The sequence below is a fragment of the Xenorhabdus bovienii genome (assembly GCF_024721015.1).
GTDB lineage: Bacteria > Pseudomonadota > Gammaproteobacteria > Enterobacterales > Enterobacteriaceae > Xenorhabdus > Xenorhabdus bovienii.
In genome coordinates this window covers 1-17325 of record NZ_JANAIF010000020.1, presented here as the reverse complement: position 1 = coordinate 17325, position 17325 = coordinate 1, and the positions used below count along the sequence as shown (strand labels likewise).

The 17325-nt window shown below is 45.6% G+C and carries 14 protein-coding genes and 1 other annotated feature; of the genes, 9 read left to right on the top strand and 5 right to left on the bottom strand.

Going from position 1 to position 17325, the window contains the following annotated elements:
- Positions 1 to 102: 102 nt before the first annotated feature.
- Positions 103 to 1770, bottom strand: a complete 1668-nt coding sequence (ettA, locus tag NXS07_RS07445; RefSeq protein ID WP_038197980.1) for an energy-dependent translational throttle protein EttA — start codon at positions 1768 to 1770, stop codon at positions 103 to 105.
- A gap of 363 nt (positions 1771 to 2133) precedes the next feature.
- Between ettA and sltY the strand changes: the two genes are divergently transcribed.
- Positions 2134 to 4053, top strand: coding sequence for a murein transglycosylase (gene sltY / locus NXS07_RS07440; RefSeq protein WP_258086471.1), 1920 nt, complete (start codon positions 2134 to 2136; stop codon positions 4051 to 4053).
- A 56-nt stretch (positions 4054 to 4109) separates the two neighbouring features.
- Positions 4110 to 4442: a trp operon repressor gene (trpR, locus tag NXS07_RS07435; RefSeq protein ID WP_038197976.1), complete on the top strand. Its 333-nt coding sequence runs from the start codon at positions 4110 to 4112 to the stop codon at positions 4440 to 4442.
- Positions 4443 to 4490: 48 nt separating this feature from the next.
- Here the strand turns inward: trpR and yjjX are convergent, their stop codons facing one another.
- Complete coding sequence (gene yjjX, locus NXS07_RS07430) at positions 4491 to 5024, bottom strand: inosine/xanthosine triphosphatase (RefSeq protein ID WP_038197975.1); 534 nt, start codon at positions 5022 to 5024, stop codon at positions 4491 to 4493.
- A 54-nt stretch (positions 5025 to 5078) separates the two neighbouring features.
- Here yjjX and gpmB point away from each other — a divergent pair, with 54 nt between their 5' ends.
- Positions 5079 to 5726 (top strand): 2,3-diphosphoglycerate-dependent phosphoglycerate mutase GpmB, encoded by a 648-nt coding sequence (gpmB, locus tag NXS07_RS07425; protein WP_038184013.1) that lies wholly within the window; start codon positions 5079 to 5081, stop codon positions 5724 to 5726.
- Here gpmB and robA read toward each other — a convergent pair.
- Positions 5723 to 6604, bottom strand: a complete 882-nt coding sequence (gene robA, locus NXS07_RS07420) for an MDR efflux pump AcrAB transcriptional activator RobA (protein WP_038205150.1) — start codon at positions 6602 to 6604, stop codon at positions 5723 to 5725. The genes gpmB and robA overlap by 4 nt on opposite strands.
- 703 nt (positions 6605 to 7307) lie before the next feature.
- Between robA and creA the strand changes: the two genes are divergently transcribed.
- Positions 7308 to 7784 carry a protein CreA gene (gene creA, locus NXS07_RS07415; RefSeq protein ID WP_080717559.1) on the top strand — a complete coding sequence of 159 codons (477 nt, stop codon included), beginning with the start codon at positions 7308 to 7310 and terminating at the stop codon, positions 7782 to 7784.
- A gap of 79 nt (positions 7785 to 7863) precedes the next feature.
- On the opposite strand, the gene arcA is transcribed toward creA, so the two are convergent.
- Positions 7864 to 8580 (bottom strand): two-component system response regulator ArcA, encoded by a 717-nt coding sequence (gene arcA, locus NXS07_RS07410; protein WP_038184006.1) that lies wholly within the window; start codon positions 8578 to 8580, stop codon positions 7864 to 7866.
- Between the two features lie 685 nt (positions 8581 to 9265).
- Positions 9266 to 9385, top strand: a sequence feature (Thr leader region).
- A gap of 25 nt (positions 9386 to 9410) precedes the next feature.
- Here arcA and thrA point away from each other — a divergent pair.
- The 3 genes from thrA to thrC are packed head-to-tail and all read left to right on the top strand — an operon-like array spanning position 9411 to position 14097.
- On the top strand, positions 9411 to 11870 hold the full coding sequence (thrA, locus tag NXS07_RS07405) for a bifunctional aspartate kinase/homoserine dehydrogenase I (protein ID WP_258086470.1): 2460 nt from the start codon (positions 9411 to 9413) through the stop codon (positions 11868 to 11870).
- A 2-nt stretch (positions 11871 to 11872) separates the two neighbouring features.
- Complete coding sequence (thrB, locus tag NXS07_RS07400) at positions 11873 to 12802, top strand: homoserine kinase (RefSeq protein WP_491631060.1); 930 nt, start codon at positions 11873 to 11875, stop codon at positions 12800 to 12802.
- A gap of 2 nt (positions 12803 to 12804) precedes the next feature.
- Complete coding sequence (gene thrC / locus NXS07_RS07395) at positions 12805 to 14097, top strand: threonine synthase (protein WP_038225027.1); 1293 nt, start codon at positions 12805 to 12807, stop codon at positions 14095 to 14097.
- 46 nt (positions 14098 to 14143) lie between these two features.
- Here thrC and yaaA read toward each other — a convergent pair whose 3' ends face one another.
- A complete protein-coding gene (gene yaaA, locus NXS07_RS07390; RefSeq protein WP_038225028.1) occupies positions 14144 to 14920 on the bottom strand; it encodes a peroxide stress protein YaaA in 777 nt (258 codons plus the stop codon).
- Between the two features lie 200 nt (positions 14921 to 15120).
- On the opposite strand from yaaA, the gene tal reads away from it, so the two are divergent.
- Entirely contained in the window at positions 15121 to 16074 is a 954-nt protein-coding gene (gene tal, locus NXS07_RS07385) for a transaldolase (protein WP_012989850.1), read from the top strand.
- Between the two features lie 118 nt (positions 16075 to 16192).
- Positions 16193 to 16768, top strand: coding sequence for a molybdopterin adenylyltransferase (mog, locus tag NXS07_RS07380; RefSeq protein WP_258086469.1), 576 nt, complete (start codon positions 16193 to 16195; stop codon positions 16766 to 16768).
- Positions 16769 to 17325: the final 557 nt, after the last annotated feature.

Below are 17325 nucleotides of genomic sequence, written 5' to 3'. Positions count from 1 at the left end.
ATAAACTTCAAGTTGCAGCCAACAAAGCAGCAATTTGAAAGATGAAGGGGATAAGTCAACTCGGAAAAACGGCCTAATATCAGGCCGTTTTCGCTATCAGGTTTATTTACTGATTTTTTTATATTTAATGCGGTGTGGCTCCAGTGCAGCAGCCCCCATTGTCCGCTTTTTATAATCTTCGTATTCGCTGAAGTTTCCTTCAAAGAAAGCGACGTTACCTTCATCTTGATAATCAATAATGTGTGTCGCAATACGGTCAAGGAACCAACGGTCATGGGAAATAACCATCGCACAGCCCGGGAATTCCAACAGGGCGTTTTCCAGCGCTCGCAGAGTTTCGATATCCAGATCATTGGTGGGTTCGTCAAGTAGCAGCATGTTGCCGCCAACTTGCAGCAGTTTGGCTAAATGCAGACGGCCACGTTCACCACCAGACAATTCACCGACACGTTTGCCTTGATCTACGCCCTTGAAGTTAAAGCGTCCAACATAGGCACGGCTTGGAATTTCAAAGTTACCGATCCGCATGATGTCCTGACCACCGGAAACTTCTTCCCAAACGGTTTTCTTATCATCCATGCTATCGCGGAACTGTTCAACGGAAGCCAGCGTAACGGTTTCACCCAGAGAGACTGTACCAGAATCAGGTTGCTCTTGACCGGACAGCATACGGAACAGGGTTGATTTACCTGCACCGTTCGGGCCGATGATCCCAACAATCGCCCCTTTTGGCAGAGAGAAGTTCAGGTTGTCGATTAAAACCCGATCGCCATAAGATTTGGTCAGGTTGGTCACTTCCAGCACTTTATCACCCAGACGTGGGCCTGGTGGGATAAATAATTCACTGGTTTCATTACGTTTCTGGTAATCAACGTTATTGAGTTCTTCAAAGCGAGCCAGACGCGCTTTACCTTTTGCCTGACGTCCTTTCGGATTTTGGCGTATCCATTCAAGTTCTTTTTCAATGGATTTGCGGCGGGCAGCTTCTGAGGAGGCTTCTTGTGCCAGACGTGCGTCTTTTTGTTCCAGCCATGAAGAGTAGTTGCCTTCCCATGGAATGCCTTCGCCACGGTCAAGTTCCAAAATCCAGCCAGCAACGTTATCGAGGAAGTAACGGTCATGGGTAATCGCAACGACGGTGCCTTCATAATCGTGCAGGAAGCGCTCCAGCCATGCGACAGATTCGGCATCAAGGTGGTTGGTGGGCTCGTCGAGCAGCAGCATGTCTGGTTTTTCCAGCAGCAAGCGGCAAATCGCGACTCGGCGACGTTCACCCCCTGACAGATGTTCAATCTTGGCATCCCAGGCAGGCAGGCGCAGGGCATCAGCCGCTCGCTCCAGTTGGTTATCCAGATTATGCCCGTCATGGGATTGGATAATCGCTTCCAGTTGACCTTGCTCTTTTGCCAGCTTGTCAAAATCTGCATCAGGATCGGCGTAAGCAGCATAGACTTCATCAAGACGCGTCAGCGCATTTTTGACTTCGCCGACTGCTTCTTCCACGGCTTCGCGAACGGTATGTTCAAGGTTGAGCTTGGGTTCCTGCGGCAGATAACCAATTTTAATGCCGGGTTGTGGACGAGCTTCTCCTTCAATATCTTTATCGATACCCGCCATGATGCGCAGTAAGGTTGATTTACCCGCACCATTGAGACCGAGAACACCAATTTTTGCTCCAGGGAAAAAACTCAGAGAAATATTTTTCAGAATATGCCTTTTAGGGGGAACAATTTTGCCAACCCGATGCATACTATAAACATATTGAGCCAATGTAATTTACCTTTTTATTAATAAGGGAATTTTGAAATTCGTTTGCGTTTATGGGGTCTGGATGGGGCATTTTACCCTAAATTTTACGTATCGTGTTGCTACCTGATCAGCATTAGTTCAAGCATCCAATTACCGCAAACGGTAAAAATCATTTGTGCGGGCCTCGTTCCTGTCTGACGATTGTATTCACTGTGGGGAGGAATACAAATGAGATTGTGTGTGTTCTTCTAAACGATACTTTTATAAAAATCTTATCGTTATGAATTCACTGTTGTAATCAATCATGTCAATAATATGATTATAATTGAATAGCATTTTTGTATTGGTGGTTATCCGTTTAGTCCTTTGGAGGAGCATGTAGCAATGAATAAATGGCGGCATTTTATGATGGCTGTGGGTCTGGTTTTTGTTGCTGGGGCAGCACATGCGGATTCTTTGGACGCCCAACGTGAGCGATATCAAACGGTAAAGCTGGCGTGGGAGGCGAAAAATATGGCGGAAGTTGAACGATTGATGCCAACGCTGAAAGATTATCCCCTATATCCTTATCTCGAATATCGCCAGTTAACTCAAGATTTGGATATTGCCACGCCTCAGCAAATCCGCCACTTTATTGATACTTACCCGACTTTACCACCGGCGCGTTCTCTGACATCCAAATATATCAATTCGCTGGCAAGCAATGGAGACTGGTCTGGTATTTTGGCATTCACTCCAAATGCACCAAGGGCTGCTATGACGCGCTGCAATTATTATTTTGCTAAATGGGCTACTGGAAATCAGCAGGTAGCATGGAAAGGTGCCCAAGAACTGTGGTTGAGTGGCAACACATTGCCCGGCAGTTGCGATAAGCTGTTTGATGTCTGGGAACAGGCTGGGTACTTATCTGCAAATTTAATTTTGCAGCGTATGGAATTGGCGATTAAATCAAATAACACTCAATTGGTTAATTATCTTATTAAGCGCTTGCCTTTGAGCTATCGGAGCTTGAGTGAAAATTTACTGAAATTGCAAAGTGATCCTGCCTTCATTGAGCATTTTGCCCAAACGTCCACATCAACGGATTTTACCCGCTCCGTTATCATGACGACTTTTTCTCGTTTTGCCCGTAAAGACGCAGAAGTTGCTAGACACAGTATTCCGGCCATTGTTCGGGCGCAGAAAATGAATGACTCCGAGCATCAATTGTTAAAAGATGCAGTGGCATGGAATTTGATGAGCAATGTCACTCCAGCGCAGGCGAAATGGCGGGATGACGTCATACGAGATTCGCAATCTACCAATCTGCTTGAGCGACGCGTCCGTTTGACACTGCAAGATGGCGATGAAAAAGGGCTGGTACAGTGGTTGTCGTTGCTTCCCAAAAGTATTCTGCGAAAAAAAGAGGAGTGGAAATACTGGAGTGCCATTGTCTTGCTTAATGAAGGTAAGCAAGCAGAGGGTGAAGCAATATTGCACAACCTTAGGGAAAAGCGTGGCTTTTATTCAATGGTGGCTGCGCAGAAATTAAATATCACTTATCCATTGATGATTGATAGAGCAGAAAAACCAGATGATTCGATTGCAAAAATGCGGGAAATAAAGCGTATCCATGAGTTGATATACTGGCATATGGATAATCTGGCGAACTCAGAGTGGAATAACTTTGTTTCTTCACAAAGTCCGTTAAAGCAGCAACAGTTGGCACGTTACGCTCTTGAACAGCATTGGCCGGCACTCAGTGTACAGGCCACCATTACAGGTAATATGTGGGATCATCTTGAGGAGCGTTTTCCTCTGGCATGGCAGAAGGAATTTGCGAATTTTACTGCCGATAAAAATATTTCACAAAGTTATGCGATGGCGATTGCCCGACGGGAAAGTGCATGGAATCCCCAGGCTCGTTCTGGGAAGGGAGCCAGCGGATTGATGCAAATCATGCCAAAAACCGCCGAGCATACCGTGAAGGAGCAGAAGATTCAGGGTTATTCCAGCAGCAGTCAATTAATGGAGCCAGCTATGAACATCAAAGTGGGTACAGCTTATCTGGACTTGGTTTACCAGCGTTTTGGCAATAACCGCGTTCTTGCCAGTGCAGCCTATAATGCTGGCCCCAGAAATGTTGATCGCTGGCTGGCGAATAGTGCTGATCGTATTGACGCGATAGCTTTTATTGAGAGCATTCCTTTCGGGGAAACACGCGATTATGTCAAAAACGTACTGGCTTATGATATGTACTATCATATTTTTATGGGAATACATTCAAATGCGTTGACTAACGCAGAATGGCAAAGGCGTTATTAATTTTAGATATAACTATGGTATGCTGCCGTACTAGTTAAATAGTATGGCCGTTTATTATGATACCAAATCACTTGATTGATCCGGCACTCACCCCGGAAGATAGCGATGACTGGCTCACTTTTGTGGGATTGTTACAGTCAGCATTTGAACAAAATTTGCAACATCCTATTTTGCAGCTATTATTGACTCCCGATGAGCGCACGGCTCTGTCAACTCGGATTCGGATTATTCAGGAATTGATGCGTGGGCAGATGAGCCAGCGTGAGTTGAAAAATGAGCTCAATGTGGGTATAGCGACAATTACTCGTGGTTCTAACAGCTTAAAAGCAGCGCCTGCCCCTGTCAAAGCATGGTTGGAAGCACAATTATTAAAAGATAATAACGATTAAAATAACCAAAGCGGGGTCATTTTGTTATGACCCCTGACGGCCAGGCCGTTAAGGTTGGTTATTCAACTCTTTGTAAATTTCATGATGAATAGGAACGAGAGCCAATATCAGGGCCTGATGATAAACGCTGGTGCGGGTCAGAATACCATTGGTAAAAAAGCCGATTGCGCCACCTTCTTGCTTGATATTATCGACGCCGGTCAAATAAGCCATTTCATGGCCAAGCTCGCGTCCTTCACGAATGCCTTCCAATACTTTTTCAGGCAGCATCAGACTGGCAGAGCGCGACTCACCCCGAATCTGCTTGTATTCGATAACCATCCAGGCAAACGTCATGTCATCTTCAATTCCAGCTTCGACTCCAACCCAAAAATCGGCTTCTGGCCGAACCTGACGGGCAGCCATCACACGGTGACGGGCGCCGGTACGGGTTTCAGTATTGCCAATGGGTTGTTGGGGGACGCTGCTATCTACGTTGACATCTTCTATGCGGTAAGTGCCGGGGCCAAAAACATCATCGAATGCAAGGCTAATCGCTTTTATTTTTGCAGGGTTAGTTGTTGCAGCAATAACGTGGTACATAATAAATAAATTATCCTTTGAACTATTTCAGATGCAGTATAACGGAAAAAGAATATGTTACAGGTCTATCTTGTTCGCCATGGCGAAACCGAATGGAACGTGGCTCGCCGTATTCAGGGGCAAACTGACAGTCCCTTGACTGAAATTGGCCTGCGTCAGGCACGCTTGGTAGCACAGAGAGTAAAATCACAAAACATCACACATGTTATCACCAGTGACCTTGGTCGAACACGTCAAACCGCAGAAATCATCGCGAAAGCCTGTGGGTGTGAAGTGCTGCTGGAACCCCGTTTGCGGGAGTTAAACATGGGTGTTCTGGAAAATCGTGAACTGAATTCCCTGACTCCTGAAGAAGAATCCTGGCGTAAAAGTCTTGTCGATGGTACACCAAATGGGAAGATCCCAGAAGGTGAATCAATGAATGAATTGTCAGCTCGTATGCGGGCAGCACTGGAAAGTTGCCTTGGCCTGCCAGCAGGCAGCCGCCCGTTGTTAGTGAGTCACGGTATGGCATTAGTCTGTTTGGTCAGCTCTATCTTGGGGCTTCCTGCCAACTCGGAGCGCCGCCTGCGGCTAAGAAACTGCTCTATCTCAAGAGTGGATTATCAAGATAGCCCGTGGCTGGCTTCGGGCTGGATTGTTGAAACTGCAGGCGATATCACACATCTGGATATGCCCGCATTGGATGAATTACAGGGCTAACGTTCAATTGGGATGAGGTACTCAAATTCCACAACGTGGCTTTGAGACTCATCCTCAAGGTTTTTCCATTCAAGATTAGTAAGGTAGTATCGCTCGACATCGTATCCCTTCCTGCGAGTGATATTTAATTTAGGCAAGCAGATACCATAAACTGTAAAGAGGAACTCTTTTAATTGTTCTTTGCCCCCAAAATAACTGAATGAAATATAGTCACCGCCAGGTAGAACAACAGGCCTGTTGTCTTGCGTATCAAATGTGGCATATTCTGGCTCTATTGCTGTGGTATAGAAAACAGTCTGCTCATCTTCATGCTCTGCGCTGAGATCGGAATGGTGCAATCCATACAGCCTGGGGGGAAGTGTTTTAGCATGTTGCAGATAGTTCACCCAGAAACCGTGACGCATCTCTGTGCAGGCACTTGACCACTGCTCCAGAGTATAAGAACAAGTATGCTCAGTACCGATAAGCAGCTGATCTTCCAGCGTGACATATTTGTGTGCTGGCAACGGTTTGTTATCCAACATAATGGGTGGGCAAATACCCGTAGCACACCACTCTTCACTTCGGCGGTAGGAAGCAGGCGTTCGGTTGAACTGTTTTTTGAAGGCCCGAGTAAACGTTTGTTGAGAATCAAAACGATATTGCAATGCAATGTCCAGAATAGGGCGACTAGTTAAACGCAATGCAACTGCGGCTTTGGATAACCGTCTTGCTCGGATATAAGAACCAATAGCCTGACCTGTGACATCCTTGAACATGCGCTGTAAGTGCCACTTGGAGTAACCTGCTTTTGCTGCAACGTTATCGAGGGATAGTGGACGATCTAGGTTATTATCCATCCAATGCAGCAAATCTCGAATGATGTTGGTTTGATCCATACTTCTCCCTAAGTCATTAAGACAAAAAGAAAATCATACAAATGTACAACAACTTACTATTTTGAAAAACCAAAACGTTTTTCTGAATGCAACTGTTATGCAGTTTGGTCGAGAATTAACACCTACCATCCCCAAAAGGTAAAAAACATAGCTTGTGATGCCTCTTGATGGTCGGAGAGCAGAAATTATTCCTATTCTCACGGGTAAAAGTTGTTAATTCTAGATGCTATGAATGATTAATTTTGTTTTGTGTAAGCCTGAGCATGTGATATCTACTTTTACGGAAAAACCTTCTCATTAAATTAAACAAGAATTTTCTTGGAATAAATTAATAGCTTAACCGATAATTTGTCAAGAGTTATCTTGTTAAATTCATTAACAATAGGTATCACTATGTTCATTTTCACAACCATTTCCACCCGCCAACATACATAGGTCGGTGGATGTTGAACATAAAACAGGTTGATAAAAATTTTCTCAAAATAGGCGTACTTTTAAGTGCAATTCAAAAAGTGGGTTAACCAGTAGAAATGGATTTGAAGACCATTTTTTACTCGTTTAGAATGCCTATTCAGCTATAATGTCACGATTTTTCGTCATAAATACATTAGTAGTGAAAATGATTTCATGAAAGATATTGATTCACATTATATGTGAATAGTGAATATTTTCACTGCATTTATTTAATTCAAATGGACTAAATATGGTAACAATCAAGAAAATAGTGATAGCGGCTGCCTTGATCTTTTCTCCTGTGATCTTGCATGCTGAGGAGATCGGTTCTGTCGATACCGTGTTCAAACTATTCGGCCCTGATAACAAAATAGTGATAGAAGCTTTTGATGATCCTGATGTCAAAAATGTCACCTGCTATCTGAGCAGGGCTAAGACAGGTGGGATCAAAGGTGGATTGGGGTTGGCAGAAGATACTTCTGATGCCGCTATATCCTGCCAGCAGGTCGGGCCGATTGAATTGAGCGACAAAATCAAGACATCCCCCAAAAAAGGGCAGGTTGTCTTCCAAAAACGTACATCTTTGGTGTTTAAAAAACTTCAAGTGGTTCGTTTCTACGACCCTGAACGTAGTTCTCTGATTTATTTAACCTATTCTGATAAAGTCATCGACGGGTCGCCTAAAAATGCGATCAGTGCTGTGCCGATTATGCCGTGGAAAGAGTGAGTTACTCATTAAACAAAAGCCCTGATGTCGAAGGACATTCAGGGCTTTTTTACAAATGCGGTAGTTTAGGTGGTATCGATTAGTCTTCTAAATCGCCACAGAAACGATAGCCTTCACCATGAATGGTGGCGATGATTTCTGGAGTATCTGGTGTGGATTCGAAGTGTTTACGAATACGACGGATAGTGACATCAACGGTGCGATCATGAGGTTTCAGTTCGCGCCCTGTCATTTTTTTCAGTAGTTCTGCACGAGTTTGGATTTTCCCCGGATTCTCACAGAAGTGGAGCATCGCACGGAATTCGCTGCGTGGCAGTTTGTACTGATCTCCCATTGGGCTTACCAGAGAGCGGCTGTTGATATCTAATTCCCATTCATTGAACTTATAGCTTTCAACCTGACGGCGCTCTTCACCTGAATGACTCAGGTTCATAGTCCGGGAAAGCAGATTCCGTGCACGGATGGTTAATTCTCGTGGGTTAAATGGCTTGGTGATGTAATCATCAGCGCCAATTTCAAGCCCAAGGATCTTATCCACCTCATTGTCACGCCCTGTTAAAAACATCAGGGCGACATTTGCCTGCTCACGTAATTCACGGGCAAGAAGTAACCCATTTTTACCTGGCAGATTGATATCCATAATCACTAAGTTGATATCGTTATCTGACAGAATGTTGTGCATTTCTGAGCCATCAGTGGCTTCATAAACGACATACCCTTCAGCTTCAAAAATGCTTTTCAGGGTATTGCGTGTGACAATTTCGTCTTCAACAATCAAAATGTGCGGGGTTTGCATGGTTGCTACCTAAAATCGCTAAAAAAAACAGAATCTGTATGACGCAAGCTGTTATTATTAAAAGAAAATATGCTGATCTTGTTCTGAATTACAGAAAACGCAGCTCATGTCCAAAATAGACGTTGTTGATATATTTTATGCCAGAAGCCAGCATCGCTTTTTTGAGGATACATACCCGAAAAAGCGGGTTTAAACAGGGGACTATATTAGTCTATTAACAGCAATATAACAGCTAGTAATGCACTTGCCCTCTAAAAAAGCTAACTTTTGTTGATACATATCAAAATCAATTGTAGCACGTTAACATTCGTTGTAATTGTTAATTTTAAACTCGGTCATATGTTATTAAATTGAGAGAATATTGTTAACTCTGTGGTGTTGCCAGAACGTTTAGATAGATTAACAGTAACGCCCTAATGTCAAGATGAGCGTGTTTTTATCATAAAGACAAAATAATTACAAAATATGTTTTTCATAACATTAAATTCTATAAAACGATATTATCGGCCAGATAATGACGTAATAGTTTCGCTATATTCTGAATGATTACAATACGGAAAATGGCATTTTTTTATGCTTTCATGACAAAAATATTTGACTTCGGCTACAGTTTGCTTTAACCAATAGGGGGTCAAACGAATTAAAAGACAGACAGGAAATCATGCGCCATATCAGCCCGAAAAATAAGGTTACTACAGAAACCACTACGACGATTACCACCGGAACTATGAGTTACGGGGCGGGCTGACGCGTACACATAAAATAATAAAAAGCCCGTATCCCACAAGATACGGGCTTTTTTTTGGACATAAATCAGGAGAGAAATGCTAATGCGAGTACTGAAATTTGGGGGCACCTCAGTTGCAAATTACCAGCGTATACTGAGTGTTGCTGATATCGCCGAAAGTGAACTATCCCTTGGGCAAGTGGCTCTGGTTCTTTCTGCACCCGCAAAAATCACGAACCACTTGGTGGCGATGATAGACAAAACGGTGGCAGGGCAGGATATTGTTTCCAACATGAGCGATGTGTCCCAAATCTTTGCTGATTTGCTGTCGGGCTTAAAAGAACATCAGCCGAATTTCGATTATGAATACCTGAAAGGCATTGTGGAACGTGAACTTGCCTACCTGAAACAGACCTTGCATGGAATTTCGCTATTGAAGCAGTGTCCAGACAGCATTAATGCTGCTCTGATTTGTTGCGGTGAAAAACTGTCCATTGCCATTATGGGAGCGGTTTTACAAGCGCGCGGTCATAAAGTGACAGTCATTGATCCGGTCAAAAACCTACTTTCTCACGGGCATTATCTTGAATCTACCGTTGATATTCACGAATCGTCCAAACGCATTGCTGCGCTGAACATCCCGGCTGAGCATATCATTCTGATGGCGGGTTTTACTGCGGGTAACGATAACGGTGAATTGGTGGTACTGGGGCGCAATGGTTCCGACTACTCAGCGGCAGTGCTGGCTGCGTGTCTACGAGCGGACTGCTGCGAAATCTGGACTGACGTAGATGGCGTTTATACTTGTGATCCAAGGGCTGTACCCGATGCGCGTCTGCTAAAAAGCTTGTCATATCAGGAAGCGATGGAGCTTTCTTATTTCGGTGCCAAAGTTCTTCATCCGCGGACAATTGCGCCTATTGCCCAATTTCAGATCCCTTGCCTGATTAAAAACACGGCGAATCCCGATGCGCCGGGCACCTTTATCGGAGAAGGGCAGAAAGACGAAAATCTGCCTGTCAAGGGCATCACCAACCTGAACAATATGGCGATGATCAACGTCTCAGGCCCTGGCATGAAAGGTATGGTCGGGATGGCGGCGCGGGTGTTTTCCGTCATGTCTCGCAAAGGTATTTCTGTTGTGTTGATCACGCAGTCTTCATCGGAGTACAGCATTAGTTTCTGTGTGCCGCAAAAAGAGCTGACAAAAGCACAGAAGGCGCTGACCGAAGAATTCTATCTGGAGCTGAAAGATGGTGTACTCGATCCCATTGATGTGATCGATAACCTTGCCATCATCTCTGTGGTTGGGGATGGAATGCGCACTCAGCGAGGTATCTCTGCCCGGTTCTTCTCCGCACTGACCCGCGCGAATATTAACATCATCGCCATTGCACAGGGATCATCTGAACGTTCCATTTCGGCTGTGATTGGCAATGATACCGCTACCACCGCGGTTAGGCTCTGTCACCAAATGTTGTTCAACACCGCTCAAGTGGTTGAAGTCTTCGTGGTGGGTGTGGGAGGGGTGGGTAGTGCATTGATTGAACAGATCCGCCGTCAGCAGTCATGGCTCAAACAAAAACACATTGATCTGCGAGTGTGTGGCATTGCCAATTCGCGGGCGATGTTGACGGATATGCAGGGCATCGGTCTGGATAATTGGCAACAGTCGCTGTCAGAAGCGACCGAGCCTTTCAGTTTGAGTCGCCTTATCCGTCTTGAAAAAGAATATCATCTCCTGAATCCGGTCATTGTGGATTGTACTTCGAATCAGTCGATTGCGGAGCAGTATGCCAGCTTTTTAGGCGATGGTTTTAATATCGTGACACCGAATAAAAAGGCCAATACGCTGTCAATGGCCTACTATCGTCAAATTCGTCAGGCAGCCGAAAAATCGAAGCGGAAATTCCTGTATGACACCAACGTAGGCGCAGGATTACCGGTTATCGAAAACTTGCAGAATCTGCTCAATGCGGGGGATGAACTGGTGCAGTTCAACGGCATTCTGTCCGGTTCGTTATCTTATATCTTCGGCATGTTGGATGAAGGCATGACGCTTTCACAAGCGACTCTGCTGGCAAAAGAAAAGGGCTTTACCGAACCTGATCCACGGGATGATCTCTCCGGTATGGATGTTGCTCGCAAACTATTGATCCTGGCTCGTGAATCTGGCTATGAACTGGAATTGGAAAATATTCACGTAGAGCCAGTCTTGCCGGCCGCGTTTGATGCCAGCGGTGATGTTGGTAGCTTCCTGCAACGTTTGCCACAACTGGATCAAGAATTCACTCATCGTGTTGCTGATGCCGCAGAACAGGGGAAAGTTCTGCGTTATGTTGGCATCATTGAACAAGGCCGTTGTAGGGTGAAAATTGCCGCAGTTGATGGCAACGATCCGCTTTATAAGGTCAAAAATGGCGAAAACGCACTGGCTTTCTATACCCGTTATTATCAACCCATTCCGCTGGTGCTACGTGGCTACGGTGCTGGGAATGATGTCACAGCCGCCGGGGTTTTTGCTGATATATTACGTACTCTGTCATGGAAATTGGGGGTTTAATGGTGGTCAGGATTTATGCACCCGCCTCTATCGGGAACGTTGGCGTTGGGTTTGATGTGCTCGGCGCAGCGGTTTCTCCTGTTGATGGCTCGTTGCTTGGAGATTGCGTCTCTGTCTGTGAAGCTGAACGTTTCAGTTTAAGTAATGAAGGGCGGTTTGCTGGCAAATTGCCTGCTGATCCCAAACACAACATTGTTTACCAATGCTGGCAGCTTTTTTGCCAGCGTCTGGGAAAAAAGCTGCCTGTTGCCATGACACTGGAAAAAAACATGCCGATTGGTTCAGGGCTGGGTTCCAGTGCTTGTTCGGTAGTTGCTGCTCTGGTGGCATTGAATGAGTATGCTGGCTGTCCATTTGACAGCAACCAATTGCTGGACATGATGGGCGAGTTAGAGGGGCGTGTTTCCGGCGGTGTGCACTATGATAATGTCGCGCCGTGCTACTTAGGGGGATTGCAACTGCTCCTTGCGCAGGAAAATGCCGTTTGTCAGTCTGTTCCTATTTTTGATGATTGGTTGTGGGTGATGGCTTACCCCGGCATCAAAGTTTCGACATCAGAAGCCCGTGCCATTCTGCCGGCAAACTACTCCCGTGGGGATATGATTAATCACGGCCGTTATTTTGCGGGATTTATTCACGCCTGCCATACCCAGCAATCCGAACTAGCGGCTAAATTGATGAAAGATGTTGTTGCTGAACCTTATCGCACACAACTTTTACCCGGATTTGCCAACGCGCGTGATGGAGTAAAGAAACTGGGTGCTCTGGTGTGCAGTATTTCGGGTTCTGGGCCGACATTATTTGCGATCTGCGATGACATGGCTGTAGCGAAAGAAGTCGCACAGTGGCTGCAACAACATTACGTACAGAATGATGAAGGTTTTGTGCATATTTGCCGTCTGGATCTCGCAGGCGCACGACAGGTAGGGTAACGATGAAACTATATAATTTAAAAGACAGTAGCGAACAGGTCAGCTTTTCACAGGCGGTCAAACAGGGATTGGGCAGACAGCAGGGGCTGTTTTTTCCGCAGGACTTACCTGAATTCAGTCGTGACGAAATCGACGAATTATTGAAACTGGATTTTGTCAGCCGTAGCCAGCGAATTCTCTCTGCCTTTATTGGTGATGAAATTCCCGCAGAACAATTGGTGGCTCGTGTCAAAAATGCCTTTGCCTTTCCTGCCCCGGTGACAGGCGTCGAAGACGATATCGCTTCGCTGGAGCTGTATCATGGACCGACACTGGCTTTCAAAGATTTTGGTGGTCGTTTCATGGCACAAATCCTCGCACAAATCGCGGGAGAACAGCCGGTTACTATTTTGACTGCGACTTCCGGTGATACCGGGGCGGCGGTTGCTCATGCCTTCTATGGCTTGGACAACGTACAGGTGGTGATCCTCTATCCAGAAGGGAAAATCAGCCCATTGCAGGAAAAACTGTTCTGCACACTGGGGGGGAATATCCACACTGTCGCTATCAAGGGCGATTTTGATGCTTGTCAGGCGTTGGTAAAGCAGGCTTTTGATGATGAAGAACTGAAACGTGCACTGTATCTCAACTCTGCCAACTCAATTAATATCAGTCGCTTATTGGCGCAAATCTGCTACTACTTTGAAGCTGTTGCCCAGATCCCAGCAGAAAAACGTGAACAGTTGGTGATTTCCGTGCCAAGTGGCAACTTCGGTAACTTGACAGCGGGGTTGCTGGCGAAATCGCTGGGACTGCCAGTAAAACGTTTTATTGCTGCGACGAATGTCAATGACACCGTTCCCCGTTATCTGTCTGAAGGCGCATGGCAGCCACATCAGACCGTTGCGACTCTTTCGAATGCAATGGATGTCAGCCAGCCAAATAACTGGCCGCGCATTGAAGAATTGTTCCAGCGCAAAGGCTGGTCACTCAGTGAATTAGCCAATGGTGTGGTGGATGACAGCACCACTCAGGCCACAATGCAAGAACTGGCTGCCAAAGGCTATATTTCCGAACCCCATGCCGCTGTTGCCTATCGTGTACTGCGTGATCAATTACAGGCAGGAGAATATGGCCTGTTCTTGGGAACGGCTCACCCGGCCAAATTCAAAGAAAGTGTTGAAGTGATCCTCGGCCAGCCGCTGCCATTGCCACAGGAATTGGCAGAGCGTACGGATTTAGCCCTGTTATCCCACTTTCTGCCTGCTGACTTTGCGAGTTTGCGCGAATTCTTAATGGAAAGAGCGCCGAAATAACGCCGTATCTGTCACTCCACCTGAATGGCGGGTGGAGTGACATCAATCAATGCTGTTCAGGGCGTTTAAATACCCGCTCACTGCCTTTGGAGAGCGATTCATCGAAGGCGTACCCTTCCAGATTGAATTCCACCAGCCGGGCAGGATCAGTCAGTTGATTCTGAATGATAAAGCGGCTCATCAGCCCACGCGCTTTCTTGGCATAGAAGCTGATCACTTTATACTTGCCATTTTTTTCATCCAGAAAAATTGGTTTGATAATTTGAGCCGCTAGCTTTTTAGTATTCACCGACTTGAAATATTCATCTGAAGCCAGATTGACCAACACATCATCACCTTGCTGTTCCAGCGCAGCATTCAGATTTTCAGTGATGAGATCTCCCCAGAACTTATACAAATCCTTGCCACGCGGGTTCTCCAGCCTGATACCCATTTCCAGCCGATACGGCCGCATGAGATCGAGAGGGCGTAATACGCCATACAGGCCGGATAACATCCGCAAGTGCGTTTGGGCAAAGCCAAAATCGGCGTCTGAGAAGGTTTCTGCCTGCATACCGGTATAGACATCACCTTTAAAGGCGAGGATCGCCTGACGGGCATTTTCCGGGGTGAAATTCGGTTGCCATTCACCAAAACGAGCCGCATTCAGGCCGGCCAGCTTATCACTGATACCCATCAAACTGCCGATTTGCGCTGGCGTTAAGGTTCGGCAGACATCGATCAATTGCTTGGATTCCTCCAGCAATGCAGGCTGACTATATTTCTCTGTTGCGAGTGGACTTTCATAATCGAGTGTTTTTGCAGGTGAAATAGTAATAAGCATGATTTTGTTCCGATATGATTTTGTTTCGAATCGTTTTCCCCATAATGCAGGCTTTCTCAACTTTAGCAAAAACAAACTGAAAAGGGCGAATAACAGCGATAAGATTTTCCTACCTTACAGCAGCTGCTTGACCATGTTATTATCACCGGATGGCGAGGCAACAGTGCCAATATTTTACGTATAACGATGAGATATTAAACATGACCGATAAACTGACTTCCCTGCGTAAACTGACAACAGTCGTAGCAGATACTGGGGATATCGCGGCGATGAAACTGTATCAGCCGCAAGATGCAACTACCAACCCTTCCTTGATTTTGAACGCAGCTCAAATCCCTGAATACCGCCAACTGATTAATGAAGCCATTGAATGGGCGCGTGGTCAGAGCGATTCTCGTGAGCAGCAGATTATTGATGCTGGCGACAAATTGGCAGTCAATATTGGTCTGGAAATTCTGAAACTGATCCCTGGCCGCATTTCCACCGAAGTTGATGCCCGTCTTTCTTATGACACCGAAGCCAGCGTAGCGAAAGCAAAACGTTTGATCAAACTGTATAACGAAGCGGGTATCAGCAATGATCGCATTCTGATCAAACTGGCTTCTACATGGCAGGGTATCCGTGCGGCGGAGCAACTGGAAAAAGAAGGTATCAACTGTAACCTGACCCTGCTGTTCTCTTTTGCTCAGGCGCGCGCTTGTGCGGAAGCGGGTGTCTACCTGATTTCTCCGTTTGTTGGCCGGATCCTTGACTGGTACAAAGCGAATGGCGATAAGAAAGAATTCGCACCACATGAAGATCCGGGGGTGATCTCTGTTGCTGAAATTTACCAGTACTACAAAGAACATGGTTATAACACGGTGGTTATGGGCGCAAGTTTCCGTAATTCCGGCGAAATCCTAGAACTGGCTGGCTGTGACCGTCTGACTATCTCTCCTGCGCTGCTGAAAGAATTGTCTGAAACAGCAGGTGAAGTTGAGTGCAAACTGGGTTATGAAGGCGAAATCAAAGCGCGTCCAGCTCGATTGACAGAAGCTGAGTTCTACTGGGAACACCATCAAGATGCGATGGCGACCGAAAAACTGGCGGAAGGTATTCGTAAATTTGCCGTAGATCAGGGCAAGCTTGAGAGCATGATCGCTGATCTGCTGTAATCTTAAGCGATACGCTATTTTATCTTCCACAAAGGCGACATAATGAGGTCGCCTTTTATTTTTTCACTTCACCATGAGCGATATTTTCTCTCTATTTTTTCTGTTAATTGAGGTTCGTATGAATGTACTGCGCATTGGCCTCGTGTCTGTTTCTGATCGTGCTTCAAACGGTGTCTATCAGGACAAGGGCCTCCCTGCATTGGAAATATGGTTGGAAAAAGCGATTACCACGCCTTTTAGCGTCGAAACGCGTCTGATCCCTGATGAGCAAATCCTGATTGAACAAACCCTGTGTGAATTAGTCGATGAGCGGGGCTGCCATTTGGTACTGACAACGGGGGGAACCGGGCCAGCGCGCCGCGATGTGACTCCAGATGCAACACTGGCAATTGCAGATCGTGTAATGCCCGGCTTTGGTGAACAAATGCGCCAGATCAGCCTTCAATTTGTGCCAACCGCGATTTTATCCCGTCAAGTAGGCGTTATTCGTCATCAAGCGTTGATCCTCAACCTGCCCGGTCAACCGAAAGCTATTGCGGAAACGTTGGAAGGCCTGAAAGATGACAGCGGCAAAGTGCTGGTGTCAGGGATTTTTGCTAGTGTCCCTTACTGCATCCAACTGTTGGATGGCCCTTATGTGGAAACTGATGAAACGGTAGTCGCCGCTTTCCGACCAAAAAGCGCCCGTCGTTAATATCCTGTAGCAGTGTTTGGAGCGTTTACGGCGTTGATAATTTAACCACTGGCAACAAAACGCCATTCTTACCTGTGCTCAACCTCACACTTTCTTAATATGGGCTGAATGATAATTTTATCGCTTCAGTCCGGATTTGGCTGGCGATTCAGGCCGCCGCTAAAAAATGGATAATGCTAATCCAAAATTGGCGTCTTGCTATGAGTTGTTTTATAATTGAATTTACTGAGAAAAAACAATTAATATCGTCATTCACTGACAGTTTTCAAACTCAAAATCCATTTTTTGAATATTGAATTTTACCTCCCTATTTCCAATTTTAAATAAGTTATTCTAATGGATGGCTTATTCAATATTCAATATTTTCTATACATAAATATTTAACCCGGAAATTTTATAGTTTTCATCTATACCCATCGTAATTGAAGATACTTGATTTTTCATTCGTATCAGATCAAGATCGCGCCCATGACAATTACTCTGACAGATGCCCAAAAAGAAGCCCTCGAATTGATGCACGATACGACTCGTGATGGGCGCGTACGTGACCGCATCAA